Annotated in this window: 15 protein-coding genes; 4 read left to right on the forward strand and 11 right to left on the reverse strand. The window is 51.7% G+C overall.

Annotated elements, in window-relative coordinates; translation table 11 throughout:
- Positions 1-228: 228 nt before the first annotated feature.
- Positions 229-828 carry an FMN-dependent NADH-azoreductase gene (locus ACQE3D_RS05170; protein WP_168031836.1) on the reverse strand — a complete coding sequence of 200 codons (600 nt, stop codon included), beginning with the start codon at positions 826-828 and terminating at the stop codon, positions 229-231.
- A 70-nt stretch (positions 829-898) separates the two neighbouring features.
- On the opposite strand from ACQE3D_RS05170, the gene ACQE3D_RS05175 reads away from it, so the two are divergent.
- On the forward strand, positions 899-1,834 hold the full coding sequence (locus tag ACQE3D_RS05175; RefSeq protein WP_313728823.1) for a LysR family transcriptional regulator: 936 nt from the start codon (positions 899-901) through the stop codon (positions 1,832-1,834).
- Positions 1,835-2,087: 253 nt separating this feature from the next.
- Here ACQE3D_RS05175 and ACQE3D_RS05180 read toward each other — a convergent pair whose 3' ends face one another.
- Complete coding sequence (locus tag ACQE3D_RS05180; RefSeq protein WP_313728822.1) at positions 2,088-2,885, reverse strand: PEP-CTERM sorting domain-containing protein; 798 nt, start codon at positions 2,883-2,885, stop codon at positions 2,088-2,090.
- Positions 2,886-3,140: 255 nt separating this feature from the next.
- Between ACQE3D_RS05180 and ACQE3D_RS05185 the strand changes: the two genes are divergently transcribed.
- Positions 3,141-4,748, forward strand: a complete 1,608-nt coding sequence (locus ACQE3D_RS05185; protein WP_064024219.1) for an FAD-binding oxidoreductase — start codon at positions 3,141-3,143, stop codon at positions 4,746-4,748.
- 356 nt (positions 4,749-5,104) lie between these two features.
- On the opposite strand, the gene ACQE3D_RS05190 is transcribed toward ACQE3D_RS05185, so the two are convergent.
- From ACQE3D_RS05190 to ACQE3D_RS05220, 7 genes are all read right to left on the reverse strand, one after another.
- Positions 5,105-6,232 carry an SDR family oxidoreductase gene (locus ACQE3D_RS05190; protein WP_168031830.1) on the reverse strand — a complete coding sequence of 376 codons (1,128 nt, stop codon included), beginning with the start codon at positions 6,230-6,232 and terminating at the stop codon, positions 5,105-5,107.
- A gap of 43 nt (positions 6,233-6,275) precedes the next feature.
- Positions 6,276-8,054, reverse strand: coding sequence for an AMP-dependent synthetase/ligase (locus ACQE3D_RS05195; protein WP_313728821.1), 1,779 nt, complete (start codon positions 8,052-8,054; stop codon positions 6,276-6,278).
- Positions 8,032-9,141 carry a hypothetical protein gene (locus tag ACQE3D_RS05200; RefSeq protein WP_427551419.1) on the reverse strand — a complete coding sequence of 370 codons (1,110 nt, stop codon included), beginning with the start codon at positions 9,139-9,141 and terminating at the stop codon, positions 8,032-8,034. The genes ACQE3D_RS05195 and ACQE3D_RS05200 overlap by 23 nt, the downstream gene beginning before the upstream one ends.
- A gap of 64 nt (positions 9,142-9,205) precedes the next feature.
- The gene (locus ACQE3D_RS05205; RefSeq protein ID WP_064024211.1) at positions 9,206-10,594 is read right to left on the reverse strand and encodes a TIGR03013 family XrtA/PEP-CTERM system glycosyltransferase; all 1,389 of its coding nucleotides are present in this window, start codon (positions 10,592-10,594) and stop codon (positions 9,206-9,208) included.
- Between the two features lie 29 nt (positions 10,595-10,623).
- The gene (locus ACQE3D_RS05210) at positions 10,624-11,400 is read right to left on the reverse strand and encodes a S1C family serine protease (RefSeq protein WP_313728819.1); all 777 of its coding nucleotides are present in this window, start codon (positions 11,398-11,400) and stop codon (positions 10,624-10,626) included.
- 307 nt (positions 11,401-11,707) lie between these two features.
- The gene (locus ACQE3D_RS05215; protein ID WP_313728818.1) at positions 11,708-12,478 is read right to left on the reverse strand and encodes a UDP-2,3-diacylglucosamine diphosphatase; all 771 of its coding nucleotides are present in this window, start codon (positions 12,476-12,478) and stop codon (positions 11,708-11,710) included.
- Between the two features lie 4 nt (positions 12,479-12,482).
- A complete protein-coding gene (locus ACQE3D_RS05220) occupies positions 12,483-12,995 on the reverse strand; it encodes a peptidylprolyl isomerase (protein WP_269454742.1) in 513 nt (170 codons plus the stop codon).
- A gap of 181 nt (positions 12,996-13,176) precedes the next feature.
- On the opposite strand from ACQE3D_RS05220, the gene cysS reads away from it, so the two are divergent.
- Together cysS and fchA are read left to right on the forward strand one after the other, a co-directional pair.
- Positions 13,177-14,550: a cysteine--tRNA ligase gene (gene cysS / locus ACQE3D_RS05225; RefSeq protein ID WP_313728817.1), complete on the forward strand. Its 1,374-nt coding sequence runs from the start codon at positions 13,177-13,179 to the stop codon at positions 14,548-14,550.
- Positions 14,551-14,559: 9 nt separating this feature from the next.
- Positions 14,560-15,189: a methenyltetrahydrofolate cyclohydrolase gene (fchA, locus tag ACQE3D_RS05230; RefSeq protein WP_313728816.1), complete on the forward strand. Its 630-nt coding sequence runs from the start codon at positions 14,560-14,562 to the stop codon at positions 15,187-15,189.
- A gap of 241 nt (positions 15,190-15,430) precedes the next feature.
- Here the strand turns inward: fchA and nifA are convergent, their stop codons facing one another.
- Together nifA and nifL are read right to left on the reverse strand one after the other, a co-directional pair.
- Positions 15,431-16,957: a nif-specific transcriptional activator NifA gene (gene nifA, locus ACQE3D_RS05235; protein ID WP_064024199.1), complete on the reverse strand. Its 1,527-nt coding sequence runs from the start codon at positions 16,955-16,957 to the stop codon at positions 15,431-15,433.
- Positions 16,950-18,584 carry a nitrogen fixation negative regulator NifL gene (nifL, locus tag ACQE3D_RS05240; RefSeq protein WP_313728815.1) on the reverse strand — a complete coding sequence of 545 codons (1,635 nt, stop codon included), beginning with the start codon at positions 18,582-18,584 and terminating at the stop codon, positions 16,950-16,952. Before nifL ends, nifA begins: the two co-directional genes overlap by 8 nt.
- Positions 18,585-18,905: the final 321 nt, after the last annotated feature.

Raw genomic sequence — 18,905 nt, forward strand, 5'->3', positions numbered from 1 at the left:
GCATCGCGCGGGGACCGAGCGGCATCGGCACAGTTCCTGATCCGAGCGTGGCGTTTCCCTGAGCGGAGCGTGGCGTTCCCTGAGCCGAGCCGAAGCATCCCCTGAGCGGAGCCGAAGCGGTCCCTGAGCGGAGTCGAAGGGAACATGCCGGTCGATTCAATCACCGGCAGGGCAAATCCTCGAGGGGGTGACGGATTTGGAACTCGCCGCAAGGATGGGGTCGGCCGGTCATATTTCCAGCGCGGCAATTTCCAGCTCGGCTTGCCGCAAGGCCAGTTCGGCGACATCGCCGCTTCTTGCCAGGCCTTCTGCATGGATGAAGGTCAGATCGGTCATGCCCAAAAAGCCCAGCATCGTTTGCAGGTAGGGCGTCATCGTATCCAAGGGAGTGTCGCTGTGTTGTCCGCCATAAGTTAAGGTTAAATAAACCTTTTTGCCGCGCAACAAGCCTTCCGGGCCGGACTCGGTGTAACGAAACGTCAGGTCGGCGCGGGCAATGGCATCGAACCAGGCTTTGAGCTGGGCGGGAATCCCGAAGTTGTACATCGGAACGCCCAGCACGATACGGTCGGCTTGTTGGATTTCGTCTATCAAGGCGTCGAAACGTTCCGCCAAGGCCTGCTGTTCGGCGTCGCGCTGTTCGGCCGGCGTGAACAACGCGCCGAGGGCCGCGCCGTCCAACAGCGGTGGAGCGGATTGCGCCAAGTCGCGTTTAATTAACTCGGAATCCGGATAGGCGGCTTGTAGCTTTTCAGTCAATAGTGTTGCCAAATGGCTGGAGTGGCTTTGTTCGCCGCGAATGCTGGTGTTGATTTGCAGAAGGTTCATCGTTGGTCTCCTAAATGTCAGTGGATGGGGCTACTATAATTCGGGATAATCAAAACGATAAGACGTGAAAATGGATAACATTATTCCACTAGAGCAACAATATCCCGGCATCGAGCCGAACGATTTGTGGCTATTCGCCAAGGTGGCCGATTGCGGCAGCTTTTCCAGGGCCGCCGAAGCGGTGGGATTGCCCAAGTCGTCGTTGTCCAGGCGCATCGCGTTGCTGGAGCAGCGTCTGGGCGAGCGTTTGTTGCAACGCACGACGCGTAAGTTGACCCTGACCGAGCTAGGCGAACGTTTGCGGGAACATGGTCGGCAAATCGGTGAGGAAACCAACGCGGCGGCGGCCTGGGCGGCGCATCGGCAAGTGACGCCGTCCGGCCGGTTGCGTTTATCCGTTCCCGGCGATTTCGCCAGTTTGGCTTTGGCGCCGCTGTTGGCCGAATTCGGGGAACGCTATCCAGATGTGATGTTGGCCCTGGATCTATCGCCGCGACGGGTGGATTTGGTTGGGGAAGGCTACGACTTGGCGATTCGGGTCGGCGAATTGGCCGACGACACGACGTTGGCGGCTAAGCGCCTGGACCGGTTCGAATTCGGTTTGTACGCGGCGCCACACTATTTGGCGCGCGCCGGCACGCCGGATCATCCCCGGCAATTGGCTGAGCATACCGCGTTGCATCTGGTAGCGGCCAATCAAGAAATCGCGCCCTGGCGGTTGCGGCGCGGTGAAGAACTTTGGACCGGCCTGCCGCCCGCGGCGGTCACCGCCAATTCGCCGGAGTTATTGGTTAAATTGGCTCGTCTTGGTCGCGGTATTGTCGCGGCGCCAAAAGTCTACGGTGAATTGAGTTTGCATACTGGTGAACTGGTGCGTTTGCTAGCGGACTGGCAGCTTCCCGGTGTCGATGTCTGGGCGGTATTCCCCGGCCGAAAGTTAATGCCGACCAAGACTCGAGTGTTCTTGGATTTTTTGGCGGAGCGCTTTGGTAAGGGGGCATTCTAATGAACAGATGATTTGTCGCCGAGGAAGGTGAAAAAGCTGGGCGTAGTGAGGTTACTTAGGCTACGATAAGAGGTGTCGATTTAACGGTGCTGCCCTTATAAATATGGCATATTGAGGGGGAAATGCTGTGTAGTGAGACCAAGTTACAAAAGTTGACCGGAAGCACTAAGGCAAAAAATAACCGCCAGTCTGTTAGAACTGGCGGTTGGTATATAGCAATATCGCTTGGTAATTCGATCTGCTTACGCGGATATTATGCTCTGGCTTTGAGTTTACGCTGACCCGCTAGACCTAAAAGCCCGATTCCTAACAGCGCTAACGATTCAGGCTCTGGTACAGTTACTGTGTTGCCGTTAAGCTGGCCGTTTCCCCCGTTTGAGTACTTGTCATTGGCGGTAGTGTTAAAAAACGCACTGGAGTTGTATTCAAGGGTTTTGGGGTCGAAATAGGAATATGCCGTACCGCCGACTGCTCGTAATGTTGCTGAAACGCTACCGCCTTGGATATTGGAACCGGTGTTAAAGATCAAAGAATCAATCACTAAATCAAGCCACACGGTCCCAGTCTGAGCGGCGGCAACTTCTGCGCCACTACCAGCCGGAGTGGTGTAGTTTGGGGTCAAGTCATTAACGTAAATTCTAGCCCATGCGTTGGTCGTATCGTAGGTTGAGTCGAAATTCAACGAAATACCTCCAAACGCAAATGTCAATTCGTAACCTGCATCCATAAAAGCAGGGCCGGATGAAAATCCTCCGTTAACGCGGTCGATTTCGCCTACACCTTCTAGGTAGAAACCAGTGGCTCCAACACCGCCACCAGCGACAGTACTTGTTACGGTATTGATCGCGACTCCGTTATTGAACACTGCGGAACCGGTGTCGCTGGCTGAGTACCATTGAGTAAACTTGAATTCACTTAGAAAGTCATGGTCTGTAGAGTCAATGTAGTTTGGATCCCAGTTTACGTGGCTAACGCTTAATGCGCTTGCTGTTCCGCTGAGAGCTATCATGCTGATTGCGCCGATTAATTTGAGTTTTGTCGTTGTTTTCATGTTGGTTCACCTTAGTTTGATTGGTTAAGGACTTGTATGAGTCGTATTTTTACAAGCATGTATTGTGCCGCTTTTCTTAAATAGCCATAATATATTGATATTTATGATTTTTATTCTGTCTTGTGCGATGAGCGCTCTCTGGTATTTTTTGTGGTGTAAAAAAAGCCGACGCTTCGTTTTGCCGCAGGAGAGGTCAATGGTTCTTGGTTGAAGCTGCTATACTTTAAGGACTAGTCGGTTTTTAGGGGAATTAAAATGGAACCAGATACATTTGCCATTGCCTTGACCCGTTTTCAACAAGCAATTGGTGCTGATAGGGTCAATGCTGATTCGGATATGTTGGACATCGTTACTAGCGATTGCTCTATGTTACGGCGCCGTATTATCGCTACCCTTGAGCTTTCGAGCGCTTCGGATGTGTGTGAAGTTGTTAGGATTGCCAATGAGCATCGCATTTCCCTCTATCCCTTTAGCACAGGACGAAACTGGGGCTATGGATCGAAAAATCCCGTCCAGGATTGTTCCGTACTGGTGGATTTGTCACATATGACTCAGATTATCGACTTCGATGATGAAACAGGTTTAGTTACTATTGAGCCTGGCGTTACTCAACGTCAATTAGATGCCTTTTTACGTGCGCATGGGCATCCTTATATCGTCCCTGTAACGGGAGGCGGTCCGGATTGCAGTTTGGTCGGCAACGCTCTAGAACGCGGTTACGGTATAACGCCTTATGCCGACCATTTTAGCGCGGTGATGAGTTTGGAAGCTGTTCTGCCAAACGGTGAAATTTATCGTTCCATGATGGAGGGGTTGGGCGGAGTTGAGATAGATAAGGCCTTCAAGTATGGGATGGGGCCATACTGTGACGGTTTGTTTTCTCAAGGCAATTTTGGAATTGTGACGAAAATGACGATAGCCTTGGCGCCTAAGCCAGAACGAGTCGAGGCTTTCTTCTTTGGCGTAAAAAAGTCTGACGATTTGGAGTTGGCCGTAGAAAAAGTGCGGCAGGTTCTTAGAGAAGTCGGTGCGGTGACGGGATCGATAAATTTGATGAACGGACACCGGATGTTGTCGATGTCGGAACCTTACCCGAAGGATAGGCTAGGCGAGAATGGAATGATTCCTGACGCGGTTTTGAAAAAACTGATGCGGCGCAATCTATTTATGGAATGGACCGGCGTTGGAGCAATCTACGGCAATAAGAAGGTCGTGAAGGCGGTGAAAGGCGAAATTTGCAAAATATTAGGTCCGGTTGCTAAGCGGTTGGTGTTCTTCACGCCAAAAAAAGCGAGATTTTTATTTAAACTAGCTTCAGCTATCCCGATCTTCCGGGATTCGCAAATTGTAAAGGGTTTGGCATCTGTCAACAAGAGCATGCAGATATTTGCAGGAGAGCCAAGCGAAATAGCCTTGCCTCTCGCTTATTGGCGATCGGGTGTTATGCCGGCAGACGGGACGCCTATGAATCCAGATGTCGACGGTTGCGGTTTAATCTGGTACTCCCCGCTTTTGCCGATGAAGCCGAGTTTGACAAGAGCCTATGTTGATATGGTTACGAAAATTTGTGTAAAACACAAAATTGAGCCACTAATTACGCTAACGAGTATTTCCGATCGCTGTTGGGATAGCACGATACCAATTTTGTTTGATAGGCAAAATTCAGAAGAGGTTGCTCGTGCTCATGCGTGTTATCACGAGTTGTTGGATACCGGTATAGCATTAGGATTTATACCTTATAGGCTGGGCATTCAGTCTATGTCTTTGCCAAGCGAAAAAAATGCAGTACCTTCTTTCTTGCAAGTTGTAAAGAAAGCAGTGGATCCGAGTAATATTATGGCTCCGGGGCGTTACGGATTGTGATTCTTCGCTCATTCAGCAATGTAGTCGTTAGGGAACCTCTGATTAACAGGTTGTTGAAAAATGAAACTCGGTGGAAAAATTTTCCAAAATCCTCCAATTTGTCACTAAAAGGCATTTGGCCGCTACTAACAATCAATGACTTACAAAATTTTATTTTGCGGGATATGCGTTTTAGAGACAAAAGTGGAGCAGATTTTTAAATTTCAACAGCCTGTTAAATCAACGGCTTATGTATTCGAATGTTTTGAAAAACTGAATTAGTCAGAGGTTCCTTAGCAAAATCAAAAGGTTTAATAAATCATAATCCTTCGAAAGACAGGTTGTATATACTTGAGCATTGCGCAAAAAACCACTTGTTATTTAAATCGCTGGCGAGTCCAATATCGTGTAATTACTGTTTGAAAATATGTGTGGGTTAAAGGTGGCTGGATCGGTAGAGTCTGCACTGATAATTGGTTGTCAAAGCTGGTCCGAGCCTCTAAATATGCTAAAAAAAAAGGAAATGACTTTGTTTTTCGGCGGGTGCTCTTCGGGATAAAATGTTTAGTAGCTTTGGTTAATATATTGAAAGCCCATAGTGGAATAGATATAACTTTCGGTATATCTAAAACATGCTCCTTTGATATACATTGTAATATTTTTATTATATCGACTAATTTTAATGCTTGATTGGGTCCGGAGCAAAGATGAAATATTTTTCCAACGAAATCTAGTCTTTGCGAGCTGGTTTTTATACATTTTGCAACATAATCAACGGGTATTATATCCAGCTTTGCGTTGCCGAGGTGCGGTAATAGTCCAAATGTAAGGCGCCCTGACAGAAAGTCACAAATATAATAAAAAATTTGGAAGTGAATAATCTTACCTGTTTCGGAGTGTCCGACAACCATACTCGGACGGTGTACAGTTACAGGTAAATTGAGTTCGAGCATCTTTTCTCTTAAGTAATCTTCTGCTTCAGCCTTGGATTGCTCGTATGTGTTATGAAATGCTCTAGTTTCGGTAATCCATGTTTCCGGTATTAAGCCGGGCATCTTGCCTGCTACCCCAATAGTGCTGACATATTCTACCTTCTGCAATACTCCCGCCGCTTGGCAGGCGTGAGCCAGTTCGACAATGTTTTTGACGGCGCTCAATGCGTGTTTGCGAGCCGTGTCCAGCGGCAGATTCATCCGTACCACGCCGGCGCTATGGATAATGTGCGTGCATGAATTAACGATTTCTCCATAGGCTTGCTCGGATAGGGCAAAGCGCGGCTCATCGGTGTCCCCTTGTAGTAGGCTAATCCGTCGGCGCGCGTCGTCGGCTCGAGTGGTATCCAGTTCCCAGAATTCAATCAGTTCCTCTAGTCGTTGCCGGAGGTGTTCGGGTGAGTTCGCGCGGATTAACAACCAAATTCGGTTTTGTGGTTCTTCCAGCAATAGCGGTACCAGCATGCTGCCGATAGCGCCGGTCGCGCCGGTGACGAAGTAATTGGATTTCATCGTTATTCCTTGGGTGCGATTGGACGATCTGCAAAAGGACTTGTCAGGCCGGTAACTTCAGCAGCACGATATTAGGTTCAATTAACAGGGGTTGCTGATGAATAGTTGAATCGCCATTGTCTAATGCGTCGTAAAGCTGGTTTATCCACGCTCCGTAATCTTGTTGAATATTCCTCCGCAACAGCTTTAAATTACGCGTCAGTTCATTTCTTTCGACCGACAGTGACGAAAAGCTTAACACAGCACCGACCGGGCGCTTGTAATTGGGTAATTCCGTTGCGGTTTCGGCGAGCGTCTTCGCTAATTTTCTGGCGAAATCGAGCATTTCGCCGGCGTCTTCCGGTCGTTTGGCTCCCACTGTTACCAAGGTTGTCAAAAATTTGCGGTTTGCGCCGAATACAACCGCGTGCTCGATTTTACTATGGCTTTTTAACAAGTCTTCGATTTCGACGGGGGCGATTTTGCGGCCGGTGGAGGTCTTAAACACGTCGGATTTTCGCCCGGTCAGGCGAATGTAGCCGTGTTCGTCGATCTCGGCATAATCCCCGCTCGCCAAATAACCGTCCGTGGTTAATCTGCGGTCTTCTTGTTGTTCCGCTACATAGCCACCAAAAACTCCGCTGCCTTTAACGAGTAATTCACCGTCTTCCGCAAGTATTACCCTATTAGGGCTTAGTGGTTTCCCGACAGTGCCGAATCGGTAGTCGTTGCCGCGGTTTGCGGCAATCGGAACAACGTTTTCGCTGAGACCGTAGGACTCCAGAATCAACAGCCCTGTTGCGTAGAAGCGTTTTAGCAGCCAAATTGGTATCGGAGCGGAACCGCTAATCAAATATCGAATGTTGCATCCGAACAATGATGTAAACGACTTGAATAGGCGGCGATTGATAAAACGAAATAGGCATCCGACCGGCGAATCGTTTTCCCCCGCAGACAGACAATAGCAGAGGAGGTGATAGATAGGTTTTGGTTGTCTATTTAATTTGTTCTCGACTTCTTGATAGAGCTTTTCGTAAAAACGCGGGACAGCAATAAAGACATGCGGGTTGATTTGAGGTAGATATTCAATGATTTTTTGCGGCTGAGTTACGAAAAATATTTCCGAACCTCCAGCAAGCGCACATAGGTTTACAATGCGTTGAAAAAGATTCGATAACGGCAACCAACAGACCAAATGGCAGGGGGCTTGGCCAATTTCCGGGAAGGTGTCCAATATGGCTTGAATAGCAGTGACGATCTGTTCGTGTCTGTACGCTATTCCCTTGGGGGTACCGGTGGTGCCGGAGGTGAATATGATCGTTGCAATGTCGTTGGGGAATATCGCCGTTGATAAAACCGTGTGGTCGAGTTTTTCGTCGAGGTGGTCGTGAATGGTCACCGAGTGAAGCTTGCTCTTACCGGATTCGCTGGCATCTTCAAGTGAAATAACGGTGGATATTTGATTAAAGACGCTGTCGCCAAATTTTTCCAAACGTCCAACTCGATCGATAATCATGGCATCGATTTTGACCAGAGTGGAGATGGTTTCGAGATGTTCCGAGGTTTCTTCGGGATCTATCCCGACAATGATACCGCCGAGCATCAGAATAGCGTGATGAGCCAACTCCCATTGGCTTGAGCTTGCCGCCAAAACAATGACGGTCTGCCCTTTTTCGATACCGAGAGTCTTTAGCTGCCAAGCTAGATCGACTGCCTGTAAATAGAATTGGCTGATGTTGGTGGGTGACCATTGGCCGTGAATATCGAGCGACCAATGAGCGTTAGCGTTCGGAGTTTGCCTGGCTCTTGTGGCTAACAATTCAGGGAGCGTCGCTCTTTGCATTTTGCAATCTCCTTGTTGCTATCATGGGTGGATCGTAAGCACCCAGTGGGTGGTTTACGGTCAATTCCTTTTCCGATAGGTCAAGCCATTTCAGGCTTCTTGTCACCTCACTGCCTAAAAATACTTTCTTTTTGAGCATAAAGTCGATTATAGGCACGAGTATGCGCCATTGGTTTACATTGGCCTTGCCCTCGCGTATTAATGCGGAAAACTCCGGCAGATATGGGTTGTACCCAAAATGCTTTAAGTCTGAATACATTAATAGCCAATTGATTGGATAATTGCTGAATATTGGGCTGGCGTGCTTTCCGGATTTTACCAAACCCAGTTGCACGACTTTTTGCATGATCTGTTCCTGGTTGTAAGGCCAGGCGTGATAGGGTGCTAAGTATCTGGGAAATACAGTTCCGGAAGGATAGTTCTGGGGATTGAAAAATCGGGAAAGCTCTAGTTCGTCAAATTCGGTGCTGGTTTTCAGTGCCGGTGGCGTCCAATTGACTTTGGCAATCAAATCCCTGGAGAACTCGTAAAGCATTCGTTCAGGTTCGGGTTGGCCGGGCGAATATCCGGCCAGTATCAGCGGAATATTTTTTTCGAGGGCCAACTTAATGGCATCGCCCTCGAATAGCGGGGCGTAGACGTACGACACGGTGTATACCGCGCCGCGCGGTTCCTGATTTTTCAGCAAATGCCGGAAGAGCTTTTGGTAAAACTGCTCGGAAGGCCGGTAAACGACATGGTCTATGTCCAGCTTATTCAGCGTGCGGCGAATATTGTCCCAGGCTAACGGCGGAATATTGATGTCGGTGGTGAAGGCCAGAACCTTAAGGCCGTATTCGACTTTTAACTTATAAAGTAAATAAATGCTGTCCTTACCGCCGCTAAGCGGCACCAAGCAATCGTATTCCGCTTGATTCTTACACTCGCGCAGGGCTTTTTCCAGATCGGCTTCGCGTTCGGCACGCTGTCTATCTAAAATTTGGCTGTCTTCCGGTTTATAGTTTTCGCACAGATTGCAAATCCCATTTTTGCCGAGTATGACTCCGGGTACCGCATCGGATATTAAACATTTAACGCAGTTTGCCATAATAGTTCCAGGGACAGGTTCTTAATTTCGCGCTAACAGGCGAGGGGTGTTGCGCTCGGTAAAACTATCTGGCTCCCTTACCCCATAAGATGACCTCGACGGTGCTCATCATGATGGTCAAATCTAAAAACAGACTGTAGTTTTTTACATAATATAAGTCATATTGCAATTTCTGCAGGGTGTCGTACTCGCTGGCGCCGTAGGGGTAGCATAGCTGCGCCCAGCCGGTGATACCGGGTTTTACCCGGTGCCTTTCCTTGTAATAGGGGATGCGTTCTTCGAAACCTTGCACAAATTCGGGGCGTTCGGGTCTTGGGCCAACGAAGCTCATGTCGCCTTTCAACACGTTCAGCAGCTGCGGAAGCTCGTCTATCCGATATTTGCGGATAAACTTGCCGACCTTGGTGACTCTGTCGTCTGTTTGCGCGGCCCATTGCGCGCCGTTTTTTTCGGCATCCACTCGCATGCTGCGGAATTTGATGACGTTAAATACCTCGCTACGATAGCCTACCCGCCGCTGCCTATAAAATACCGGCGCGCCAAAGCCGCTTTCGACGTAGATCGCCATCATGGTCAGCACCATGATCCACCAACTGACGGATAGCAATAACAAGCTGGCAATCACGTCGAACGTGCGTTTGACGATAGGGCGGGTGCCGTCGTTAACGAAACCGTCGGAGAACACCAGCCAACTCGGGCTTAACGTTTCCAGATATATCAAGCGCTGTTCGCGCTCGTAAAAGGTTTGCAAATCCATGATTTGAACGCCGGACATCTTGACGTCCAGCAGCTCGTCGACAGGGAGCTTTTTGCGCCTATCGTCCACCGCGATGACAATTTCGTCGACCTCGGCGGCTTCGACAATGTCGTTCAAGCGCAATTTCTCGTTGAGTGCGATGGCGTGCGGTACGTTGATGGGTTCGTCTTCGAGTGTCACATAACCGACAATTTCGAAGCCGCGATAAATGTAACTGGAATTGATGACGCTCAATTCCCCGGCGCGCTGGCCGCAACCGATGACCAGTACCCGGCGCTTGAGTTTTTCCAAGTTCACGAAACGATAAAACAGGTGGCGGGTCAGCAGTAGCCCGGCGTAGGAGAGAATCAACGCGGAAATCAAAACGCTACGTGCCAACATCAGGTCTGGAATCACGTAGTAGATAAATGCCAACATGAAAACCGCAATGGCGAACGCAAAACTAATACGCTGTAGGATATTGTATTCTTCCTTATCGAGCGTTTTCCGGTATAGCCCCAACGCCGAGCACGCGGCGGTAAATACCATTGAGTACATCAAGGCGGCGGCTCCCAGTTCGTTGGAGGTATACCAGGAGGCCGTATAGAGAAAACGGACTGTCGCGCCACAATACATCGCCAGAAAAAAGACCAGCCATTCCAGGATTAACAGCCATAAATAAGCCGTTGAAATATAGTGTCGAAAGATTCGAATCATATTGGGTGCGAATTACGGTCCGGGAAGAATTATTGGAGAGACGTTTGGCCGGCCAGTGCTCGGATGTATTCGGCCGGAATGGCATAAGTGATGCCACTGGGGTTGGTGATGGCGTTTTCCTTGCTGCCTTGCACGAACACCTTGTTGATGATGCCGACGACCTTGCCCGAGTCCGGATCGTAAAGCGGGCTGCCGCTGTTGCCCGGATAGGCGGTCGCGTCGAGTTGGAACACGTTGTACGGGGTCTGCAGTTTTCTCAGCATGTTCACATTCAATTGATTGGTGGCGATGGCTGGGATTGCATTGGGCGAAATCGCTGAAACCATGGTGTGATGGGTGACAGGGTATAAGCCCAATACCATGCCGATCGGATAGCCGGTAAAAGCGAATTGCTCGCCTTCTTTAACCTTTCGCGAATCGCCGATTTCCAGCGGCGGCAGTTTGCCGCCTTCGAGCGTCAGCATCGCCAAGTCATGCTCTCCGTCCACGCCGGCAATATTCGCGATCAACATGTGCTCTTTTTGGTCCTGTAGATAGAACACCGCGAAACGCTCCAACCGGGCGCCGTCCAGCTTTTTCTCGAGCACATGGGCATTGGTGACGATCCGGTCGCCGTTACCGACCGCAAAGCCGGTCGCCAAAAACAGCGCCCTGGGATTACGGGTAGGCATGTAAGTTCCGACAGCAACCACGCCGGGTTTGATAAGGGCGATGGTATCCGGAAGTTTGTTGTCGTTGGCAAGCAAGTCGCCACTGGCGGCAAGCGTTAAAGCACTACCCAGAAAATATGCCGCTAAGTTAATCATGCAGAACTGTCGAGGGGGTCATACGAAGCCATGCCTAAAGTTTAGCCTATCTTGTCGTCAATACTAACACCCTGCCGAGAGTAGCGGCGCAAATTCGTTGGTGGTTCGATCCAAGCAGAGTTTTGGCTTGGAAACGGTTCGGTCGGGATGGCTGGATGAATTTGGAGACGCGGAGTCGCTACGGTTGGTTTTTTCCCGAAACAGCGGAACTTGACCGGCATTGGCCGGTCTACTTGGGCGGAGATAGTGCAGCCGGTAGCGCCGCGATCGGGAAACAGTGAGATCCCGTTCCGCGTTACCGGTTTTTTTATGGGTATAGCCTTTCCTGCTGAAACGAGGAGCCGTTCCAGCACAGTGCGCTGGCGCCGTCCATCGTCCAGTCAGCCAGCACGAAACGCTTGGCATGGCGGCCTTCCAGCAGGAATTCGTGCAGGTTCGGGCGATGGGTGTGGCCGTGTATTAGAATGTCGCAGCCATGTTGGCGCATCGTTTCGGCGACGGTTTGTTGATTGACATCCATGATTTCATCGGTTTTGCCGCGCTTATGATAAAAGCTGCGTAGGCGGTACCAGCGCGCGGCCAACAGGCGAAGTATCAATGGTTTGCTCAGTACATTGTTGCGCCACCGAGGATTACGGGATTTTTTCCGAAACGCTTGGTAAGCCTCGTCGTCGGTACAGAGCAAATCGCCATGCGTCAATAAAACTCGGGTGCCGTTCAAGTCGATAACACTGTAATCGTCCAACAACGTGACGCCGGTTTCCCGACAAAACTGTTCGCCCAGCAAAAAATCCCGATTGCCTTGCAATAAAAAAATCCGGATTCCAGCTTCGGTCAGCGCTCTTAATGCCTTTTTGATACTTCGATTCGGCGGAGTTTTGTCGTCGTCGCCTATCCAGGCGTCGAAGAGATCGCCGAGTATATAGACGGCTTGGGCGCGCGGGACTCGGTACTTTAAGAAATCGAGAAAGCGCCGGGTTAGTCCCGGCTTTTCCCATGCCAGATGCAGGTCGGAGATGAACAGAATATCCGGGTGTAGAGACGCCTGCTTCGGCGTCTCTAGCGAGGATTGCGGCATGGCGTTATTCGACGACTTCGGCTTTCTCAATGACGATGTCGGTTTTGGGGACGTCTTGATGCATGCCGCGGTTGGCGGTGGGTTGCTTGGCCATCGCATCGACGACATCCATGCCTTCGACGACTTCGCCGAATACCGCATAGCCCCAGCCGCTAGGCGTTTGGTTGGTATGGTCTAAAAAGGCGTTGTCTTTATAATTGATAAAAAATTGCGCGGTGGCCGAATGAGGATCGTTGGTACGGGCCATCGCGATGGTGCCGCGCTTGTTTTTCAGGCCGTTGTTCGCTTCGTTTTGGATGGTGGCCTTGGTGGCTTTTTGATTGAACGACGTGTCGAAACCACCGCCTTGAGCCATGAACCCCGGAATGACACGATGGAAGATCGTGCCGTTATAAAAGCCGTCGTTCACGTAGGCAATGAAGTTGGCCGTCGATGCAGGCGCTTTGACGGCGTCGAGTTGGATGACGATGGTGCCTAGCGTGGTGGTCAATTTGACTTTGGATTGGGAGTCCGACATTTTGTTTTCCGTTGCAAATGAAAGGGTTGAAAATAAAAACAGCATCAGGTAAGCGAACCGGTTACGCATGAAATATCCTCGTTAGCGCTGTAAGCGGCGAATTCTATGTGTTTTTATGTTGAAAGAGAAGCCGGAATCTTGGTAGATTGCGGAGTCTTTGCGCCGTAATCGATCAACGCCGATGCTGAAAATTTACAACACCCTGACTCGCAGCAAGCAAGAATTCATTCCCCGGGAACCCGGCAAGGTCGGCATGTACGTTTGCGGCATGACTGTTTACGACTATTGCCACGTCGGCCACGCTCGGGTGATGGTGGTTTTCGATACCGTGGCCCGCTATTTGCGCCATGCGGGATACCAACTGACGTATGTGCGGAACGTCACCGATATAGACGATAAAATCATTCAGCGCGCCAACGAAAACGGCGAAGCCTTTACCGAATTGACCGAGCGTTTTATCGCCGCAATGCACGAGGACGAAAGGGCGCTGGCGGTATTGCCGCCGGACATCGAGCCGCGCGCTACTCAATCGATTGCCGACATCATCCGGATGATAGAAACGCTGATCGACAAGGGCTACGCCTACGTCGGCGGCAATGGCGACGTGTTTTACGCGGTCAGCCGTTTCGACGGTTACGGCAAGCTGTCCGGCAAGAACATCGAAGATTTGAATGCCGGCGAACGGGTCGGCGTCGATACGGCCAAACGCGATCCGCTGGATTTCGTGTTGTGGAAAATGGCCAAACTCGGCGAACCGGCCTGGGAGTCGCCTTGGGGCATGGGGCGTCCCGGCTGGCATATCGAATGCTCGGCGATGTCCACCTGCTGCCTCGGCAATCACTTCGACATTCACGGCGGCGGCATGGATTTACAGTTTCCGCATCACGAAAACGAGATAGCCCAGTCCGAGGGCGCCACCGGTCAGCCCTTCGTCAATTATTGGATGCATAACGGTTTCGTTCGGATTAACGAAGAGAAAATGTCCAAATCATTGGGCAATTTTTTTACGGTGCGAGAGGTGCTGAAACAATATCGGCCGGAAGTGATTCGGTTTTTTATACTGTCCAGCCACTACCGCAGTCCGCTGAATTACGCCGACGAACAGCTCGACGAAGCCGGCACCGCGTTGACACGTTTGTATACGGCACTGCGCGGCGTCGAAATCGCCGACATCGACATCGACGTCGATTATCGGCTGCGTTTCGAGCAAGCGATGGACGATGACTTCAATACGCCGGTGGCCCTGGCGGTACTTTTCGATTTGGCTCGCGAATTGAACAAAACCGAACACAAAGCCCAACTGGCGACGACGTTAAAGCGTTTGGCCGGAATTTTGGGATTGCTGCAAGACGATCCGGACGATTTTCTGAAAGGCGGTAGCGGCGCGGACGGTTTATCCGAGGCCGACATTGAAAGTTTGATTGCCGATCGTAAAGTCGCCAAAACCAATAAAGATTGGGCGCGAGCGGACGCGATCCGGGATCGCCTAAAAAGCTCGGGCGTCATTCTGGAAGATGTGGCCGGCGGGAACACCATTTGGCGGCGGGAAAACTGAGAGACAGAAATGACTGAAATCAAAGATCAATCCGTTCAACTGTTTCTCGACGAACTAGCCAGCAAACAAGCGACACCGGGCGGGGGTAGCGCGGCGGCGCTGTTGGGAGCGCAAGGCGCTGCGTTGGTTTCGATGGTTTGTAATCTGACGATAGGCAAACCCAAATATGCCGAAGTCGATGCCGAGATGCGGGCGTTGCTGGTCGAAGCCGAGAGCTTGCGCGAAACTCTGATCGGCATGATCAAGGCCGACGTCGAGGTGTTCGATCGCTTGATGGCCTGTTACGGCCTGCCCAAGACCACCGATGCGGAAAAAGCCTACCGTTTGGAGCGGATTCAGGCGGTGCTCAAAGAGGCCACCGATGTGCCGCTGGCCTGCGCCAAGGCTTGCGCGCAAGCGATTGCATTGAGCCGGGTTGCGGCCGAAAAAGGTGGGCAGGCGGTAATCAGCGATGCCGGCGTCGCGGTGATGGCGGCCTATGCCGGCTTGAAAAGCGCGGCGCTGAACGTTCGGATCAACGCCGGCGCCTTGAAGGATAGGGCGTTTGCCGACAGCCGAATGGCGGAGTTGCAAGTCTTGTTGACGACAGGCGAGCAGGAGGCCGATGCCATTTATCGGATCGTGCAAGACAAACTTTAACTCGCCAATCGCCCAAATCAGCCGCTCGACTATCGGGGCGTTTGCTTTGAGCTGTCTAGGTTACAACAGGTCCAAAGCCGATAAGTTAAGTGCTTACGGTCGATCTAGGCTGGGCTGAGCGGAAGCCGAACTAAGCTGCTGGCTGAGCGGAGCCGAAGCCAACCGTTCGCTTCGGCTCTGCTTAGCGAACGGCTTAACCTAACGGCAACGGCAGTTGCAGCAGGCTTAGGCGCGGATTGGCTCAAAGCTGTTTGACGTTAATATTCAAGGTTTGAATCCGATAGGCGATCTGCCTAGGCGTCATATCCAACAATCGAGCTGCCTTGGCTTGCACCCAGCCGCTTTGCTCCAGCGCGGCGATTACTCTTTCCCGCTCGTCCATGTTTTCGTCGTGCAGATCGATTTGCTTAATTTGTTGCGGCGTCCGGCCGATGCCAATTTCGCTTTCCAGCCCGGTCGCGGCAATTACGTCGCGATCGATGACGCCGTCCTGGCTCATAATCGCGGCGCGTTCCAGGCGGTTTTCCAATTCGCGGACATTGCCGGGCCAGTCGTGTTTCATCAAAATGCGGATCGCGCTTTCCTTGACTTCCAGCGGCCGGCCGCCTTGTTGCTTGGAAATCCGGTTCAGTAAAAAGCTGGCCAGTTCCGGAATGTCTTCGATGCGCTCGCGCAGCGGCGGCATATTGATAGGCATCACGTTCAGCCGGTAATACAAGTCCTCGCGGAAGTTGCCGTCGGCCACCTCCTGCTCCAGATTGCGGTTGGTTGCGGCGATGATGCGGACGTTGACTTTCAGGGTGCGGACGCCGCCGACCCGCTCGAATTCGCCCTCTTGCAATACCCGCAATAGTTTGGCTTGGAACGAAGCCGAGATTTCGCCGATCTCGTCGAGAAATAAGGTGCCGCCATCGGCCAGTTCGAAGCGGCCCTTGCGTTGACCGATCGCGCCGCTGAACGCGCCTTTTTCGTGACCGAACAACTCGGACTCGAGCAAGGTGTCCGGTAGTGCCGCACAGTTCAGTTTCAGAAACGGGCCGTTGGCGCAGGCCGAGTTGAAGTGGATGGAACTGGCGACTACTTCCTTACCTGTGCCGGATTCGCCGCGAATTAAAACGGTGGTATGCCATTTTGCGACCTGACGAATGATGTCGAACACCTTCAGCATCGGTTCGGAATGGCCGATGATGTTTTCGAAGCGATAGTTTTTGACCAGAGTCTGTTTGAGGTAGTCGCGCTCGCTGGCCAGTTCGTTTTGTTTGCGTTCCATGACCCGCAGCATGTTGACGCTGTGGGCGATCAGGTTGGCAACCATTTCCATGAAGCGGGCGCGTTCGCCGAGGAAGCCTGCGTCGCATGGCTGAGCCGCCAGGATGCCGACTACTTCTCCTTGTTCGACGGCCAGCGGCGAGCCGATGAAGGGTAGGTCGGGGTTGTATACGCCGAGCCGGCTTAAGAAGCGCGGTTCGTCGGCGATGCGCTCCACGACGATGGTGCTGCCTTCGTCCAAAATCGCACCGACCAAGCCTTCGCCGGGTTGGTAGCGGACCGAACGGTCGATGTCTTCGCCGTAGATTTCGCAGATGCTCATGCTGTCGTCTTCAATGTCGCGTAGCGTGATCATCCCGAAATGCAGGCCGGTACGTTTGTGCAGTATCTCCAATATCCCCTTCAGTTTGGTTCTCAGATCGTGGGTGCTATTGAGAAGTTGGCTGACCAAATACAGGGTGTCCAGTTCCGATTCGACCAGTAGTAATCTTTCACTCATGGATGCTCACCATGGCTGAGTTTTTTTGACAGGGAAAACTGAGTTTGAAACTGCAGCCGTTTTGATAGTCCGGATCGATTTCGATCATGCCGTTGTGCTGGTTGACAATTTCCTTCGCCATTACCAGCCCCATGCCGGCCTGTACGCTGCCCATCGTCGGCGAAGTGGTGAAAAACGGTTCGAACACTTTGCTGCGTTGATTCGCCGGGATGCCGGGGCCGGTATCGTCGATAGCCACGTGTACCCAGGCGCGGTCGCTGGCGGTGCTGATCTTGATCAGCCGTTCGCGACTGCCGGCACGGTTCATGGCATTGACCGCATTGTCGATCAGTTGTTTGAACAGCATGCGCAGTTTGTTCTCCGACCCGAGGATAGAAGGCAAAACCGGATTGGGCAACCAATCGACGACGATGCCGTTGGCTAGAAACTTGGTGCTGTAGAGCAGCATTACCTCGTGCAGCAGTTGATTCAAATTGACGGGTACGACCGCCGATTCCGGGATCTCGGGCACGCAGCGTTGCAAAGTCGCCAGGGTTTCCTCGCCCATGGCTTGTACCTGACTGAGCAGGTCGCGCAACGGCTGGTTGTGCGAGTCGTTGCGCTGACTCATGATCTGTATCGCCGCGTGAATTTGATTGAGCGGCTGGCGGATTTGGTGCATCGCGCCCAACAGGGTTTCGCGGATGCTGCGTATGTGTTCTTCCTCGGTCAACAAATTGCGCAAAGTCTGAATCTGCAGTTTTTCCTGCTGGCGACGCTGTAGTGTGATGTCGTTGACGCTCAACAATAGATAGTCTTTAAACTGCTTGGCGAAGAAAGTGTCGGCGCAGACGTCGTTTTCGGTAAACCAGTTGCCGGAGCAGGAAAACCAGCGGGTGCCGCGGATGCCGGTGCCGTCGTAACGGATTTCCCGGTTGGTGAAGCCTTGGCGAGTCGTGGCGGCGTTCCACAGATCGCCCATGTCCTGCTCCAACGCGTCGAGGAAAAACAATGCCGGTTCCGGTTTATCCAGTTCGCTGATCAGCATCTTGTACATTTGGTTGTCCAGGACCACCCGCTTGTCGCTGTCCAATACCGCCATCGCCACCGGCGATGCGTTCAGCACCGATTCGATCAATTGCTTTTGGTTACTGACCTGCTGTTCGACGTGGTGAGCCTGGGTGACGTCCCGGTGCATGCCGATGTAATGACTGATGGCGCCGCGTTCGTCGAACATCGGCGCGATCGTCAGGTCCGCCAAATAGCGGTCTCCCAGTTTACGCCGGTTGACCAACTGGCCGTGCCAAACTTGCTTGCGGGAAATGGTGTGCCATAGGTCGTAATAAATTTGCCGGGGCGTGGACTTGTCGGAGAGCTTGGATTCGTTTTGGCCCAGAATTTCGGCGGCGTGGTAGCCGGTCACTTGGGTGAAGGCGTCGTTGATATACAGGATATTGGCTTTTTTATCGGTGATCGATATGGCGACCGGGGCTTGTTCGACCGCTTTCACGAACAGCGAGAAAGGTAGGGTTTGGTTTCGCTTGTCGCCGCGCTTGGCCGGGGTGGTATCGGCCTGGCCGGGCGCCAACAGATTGGCCGTGTCGATCTCGATTTCGCCCAGCATGAAGTCACGGGTGGATTTGGTCATGGCAAACTGCTCTCTAGGTATATTCCGGATGAATGATTGTTGCCCGCCGAGCAATCGACAGCAAAGCCGGCGGCAAGGGCGACCGGCTCCGGGCCGGTATTTCCTTAAAAGCATATGCAATTTGGACGCCAAAGTTGGTAAGGCTAGTCTGCTGTTGCTTATTCCCGGCTAATTGTAAGGTTTACGACATTTATTTGCCCGCTTGTTTTGAATCTGTGTTTTTTGGCACAGAGCTTACAGGAAACCTGAGCCCTGATTTCGCGGGATTCGGCGGGTATTCGCCGAGATAGTCGCTTGGCACGGATGATGCTGAATAGTTAA

It is taken from the genome of Methylomonas sp. MS20 (genome assembly GCF_050275925.1).
Taxonomy (GTDB): domain Bacteria; phylum Pseudomonadota; class Gammaproteobacteria; order Methylococcales; family Methylomonadaceae; genus Methylomonas; species Methylomonas koyamae_A.

Excerpts from the sequence above, each read along its gene's own strand:
- ACQE3D_RS05175 (WP_313728823.1), top strand. The coding sequence starts at position 899 with ATGGATAACATTATTCCACTAGAGCAACAATATCCCGGCATCGAGCCG.
- ACQE3D_RS05170 (WP_168031836.1), bottom strand. The coding sequence starts at position 828 with ATGAACCTTCTGCAAATCAACACCAGCATTCGCGGCGAACAAAGCCAC.
- ACQE3D_RS05215 (WP_313728818.1), bottom strand. The coding sequence starts at position 12,478 with ATGCCGCAATCCTCGCTAGAGACGCCGAAGCAGGCGTCTCTACACCCG.
- ACQE3D_RS05195 (WP_313728821.1), bottom strand. The coding sequence starts at position 8,054 with ATGCAAAGAGCGACGCTCCCTGAATTGTTAGCCACAAGAGCCAGGCAA.
- ACQE3D_RS05220 (WP_269454742.1), bottom strand. The coding sequence starts at position 12,995 with ATGTCGGACTCCCAATCCAAAGTCAAATTGACCACCACGCTAGGCACC.
- ACQE3D_RS05180 (WP_313728822.1), bottom strand. The coding sequence starts at position 2,885 with ATGAAAACAACGACAAAACTCAAATTAATCGGCGCAATCAGCATGATA.
- ACQE3D_RS05205 (WP_064024211.1), bottom strand. The coding sequence starts at position 10,594 with ATGATTCGAATCTTTCGACACTATATTTCAACGGCTTATTTATGGCTG.
- fchA (WP_313728816.1), top strand. The coding sequence starts at position 14,560 with ATGACTGAAATCAAAGATCAATCCGTTCAACTGTTTCTCGACGAACTA.
- ACQE3D_RS05200 (WP_427551419.1), bottom strand. The coding sequence starts at position 9,141 with ATGGCAAACTGCGTTAAATGTTTAATATCCGATGCGGTACCCGGAGTC.
- ACQE3D_RS05190 (WP_168031830.1), bottom strand. The coding sequence starts at position 6,232 with ATGAAATCCAATTACTTCGTCACCGGCGCGACCGGCGCTATCGGCAGC.
- nifA (WP_064024199.1), bottom strand. The coding sequence starts at position 16,957 with ATGAGTGAAAGATTACTACTGGTCGAATCGGAACTGGACACCCTGTAT.
- ACQE3D_RS05210 (WP_313728819.1), bottom strand. The coding sequence starts at position 11,400 with ATGATTAACTTAGCGGCATATTTTCTGGGTAGTGCTTTAACGCTTGCC.
- cysS (WP_313728817.1), top strand. The coding sequence starts at position 13,177 with ATGCTGAAAATTTACAACACCCTGACTCGCAGCAAGCAAGAATTCATT.
- ACQE3D_RS05185 (WP_064024219.1), top strand. The coding sequence starts at position 3,141 with ATGGAACCAGATACATTTGCCATTGCCTTGACCCGTTTTCAACAAGCA.
- nifL (WP_313728815.1), bottom strand. The coding sequence starts at position 18,584 with ATGACCAAATCCACCCGTGACTTCATGCTGGGCGAAATCGAGATCGAC.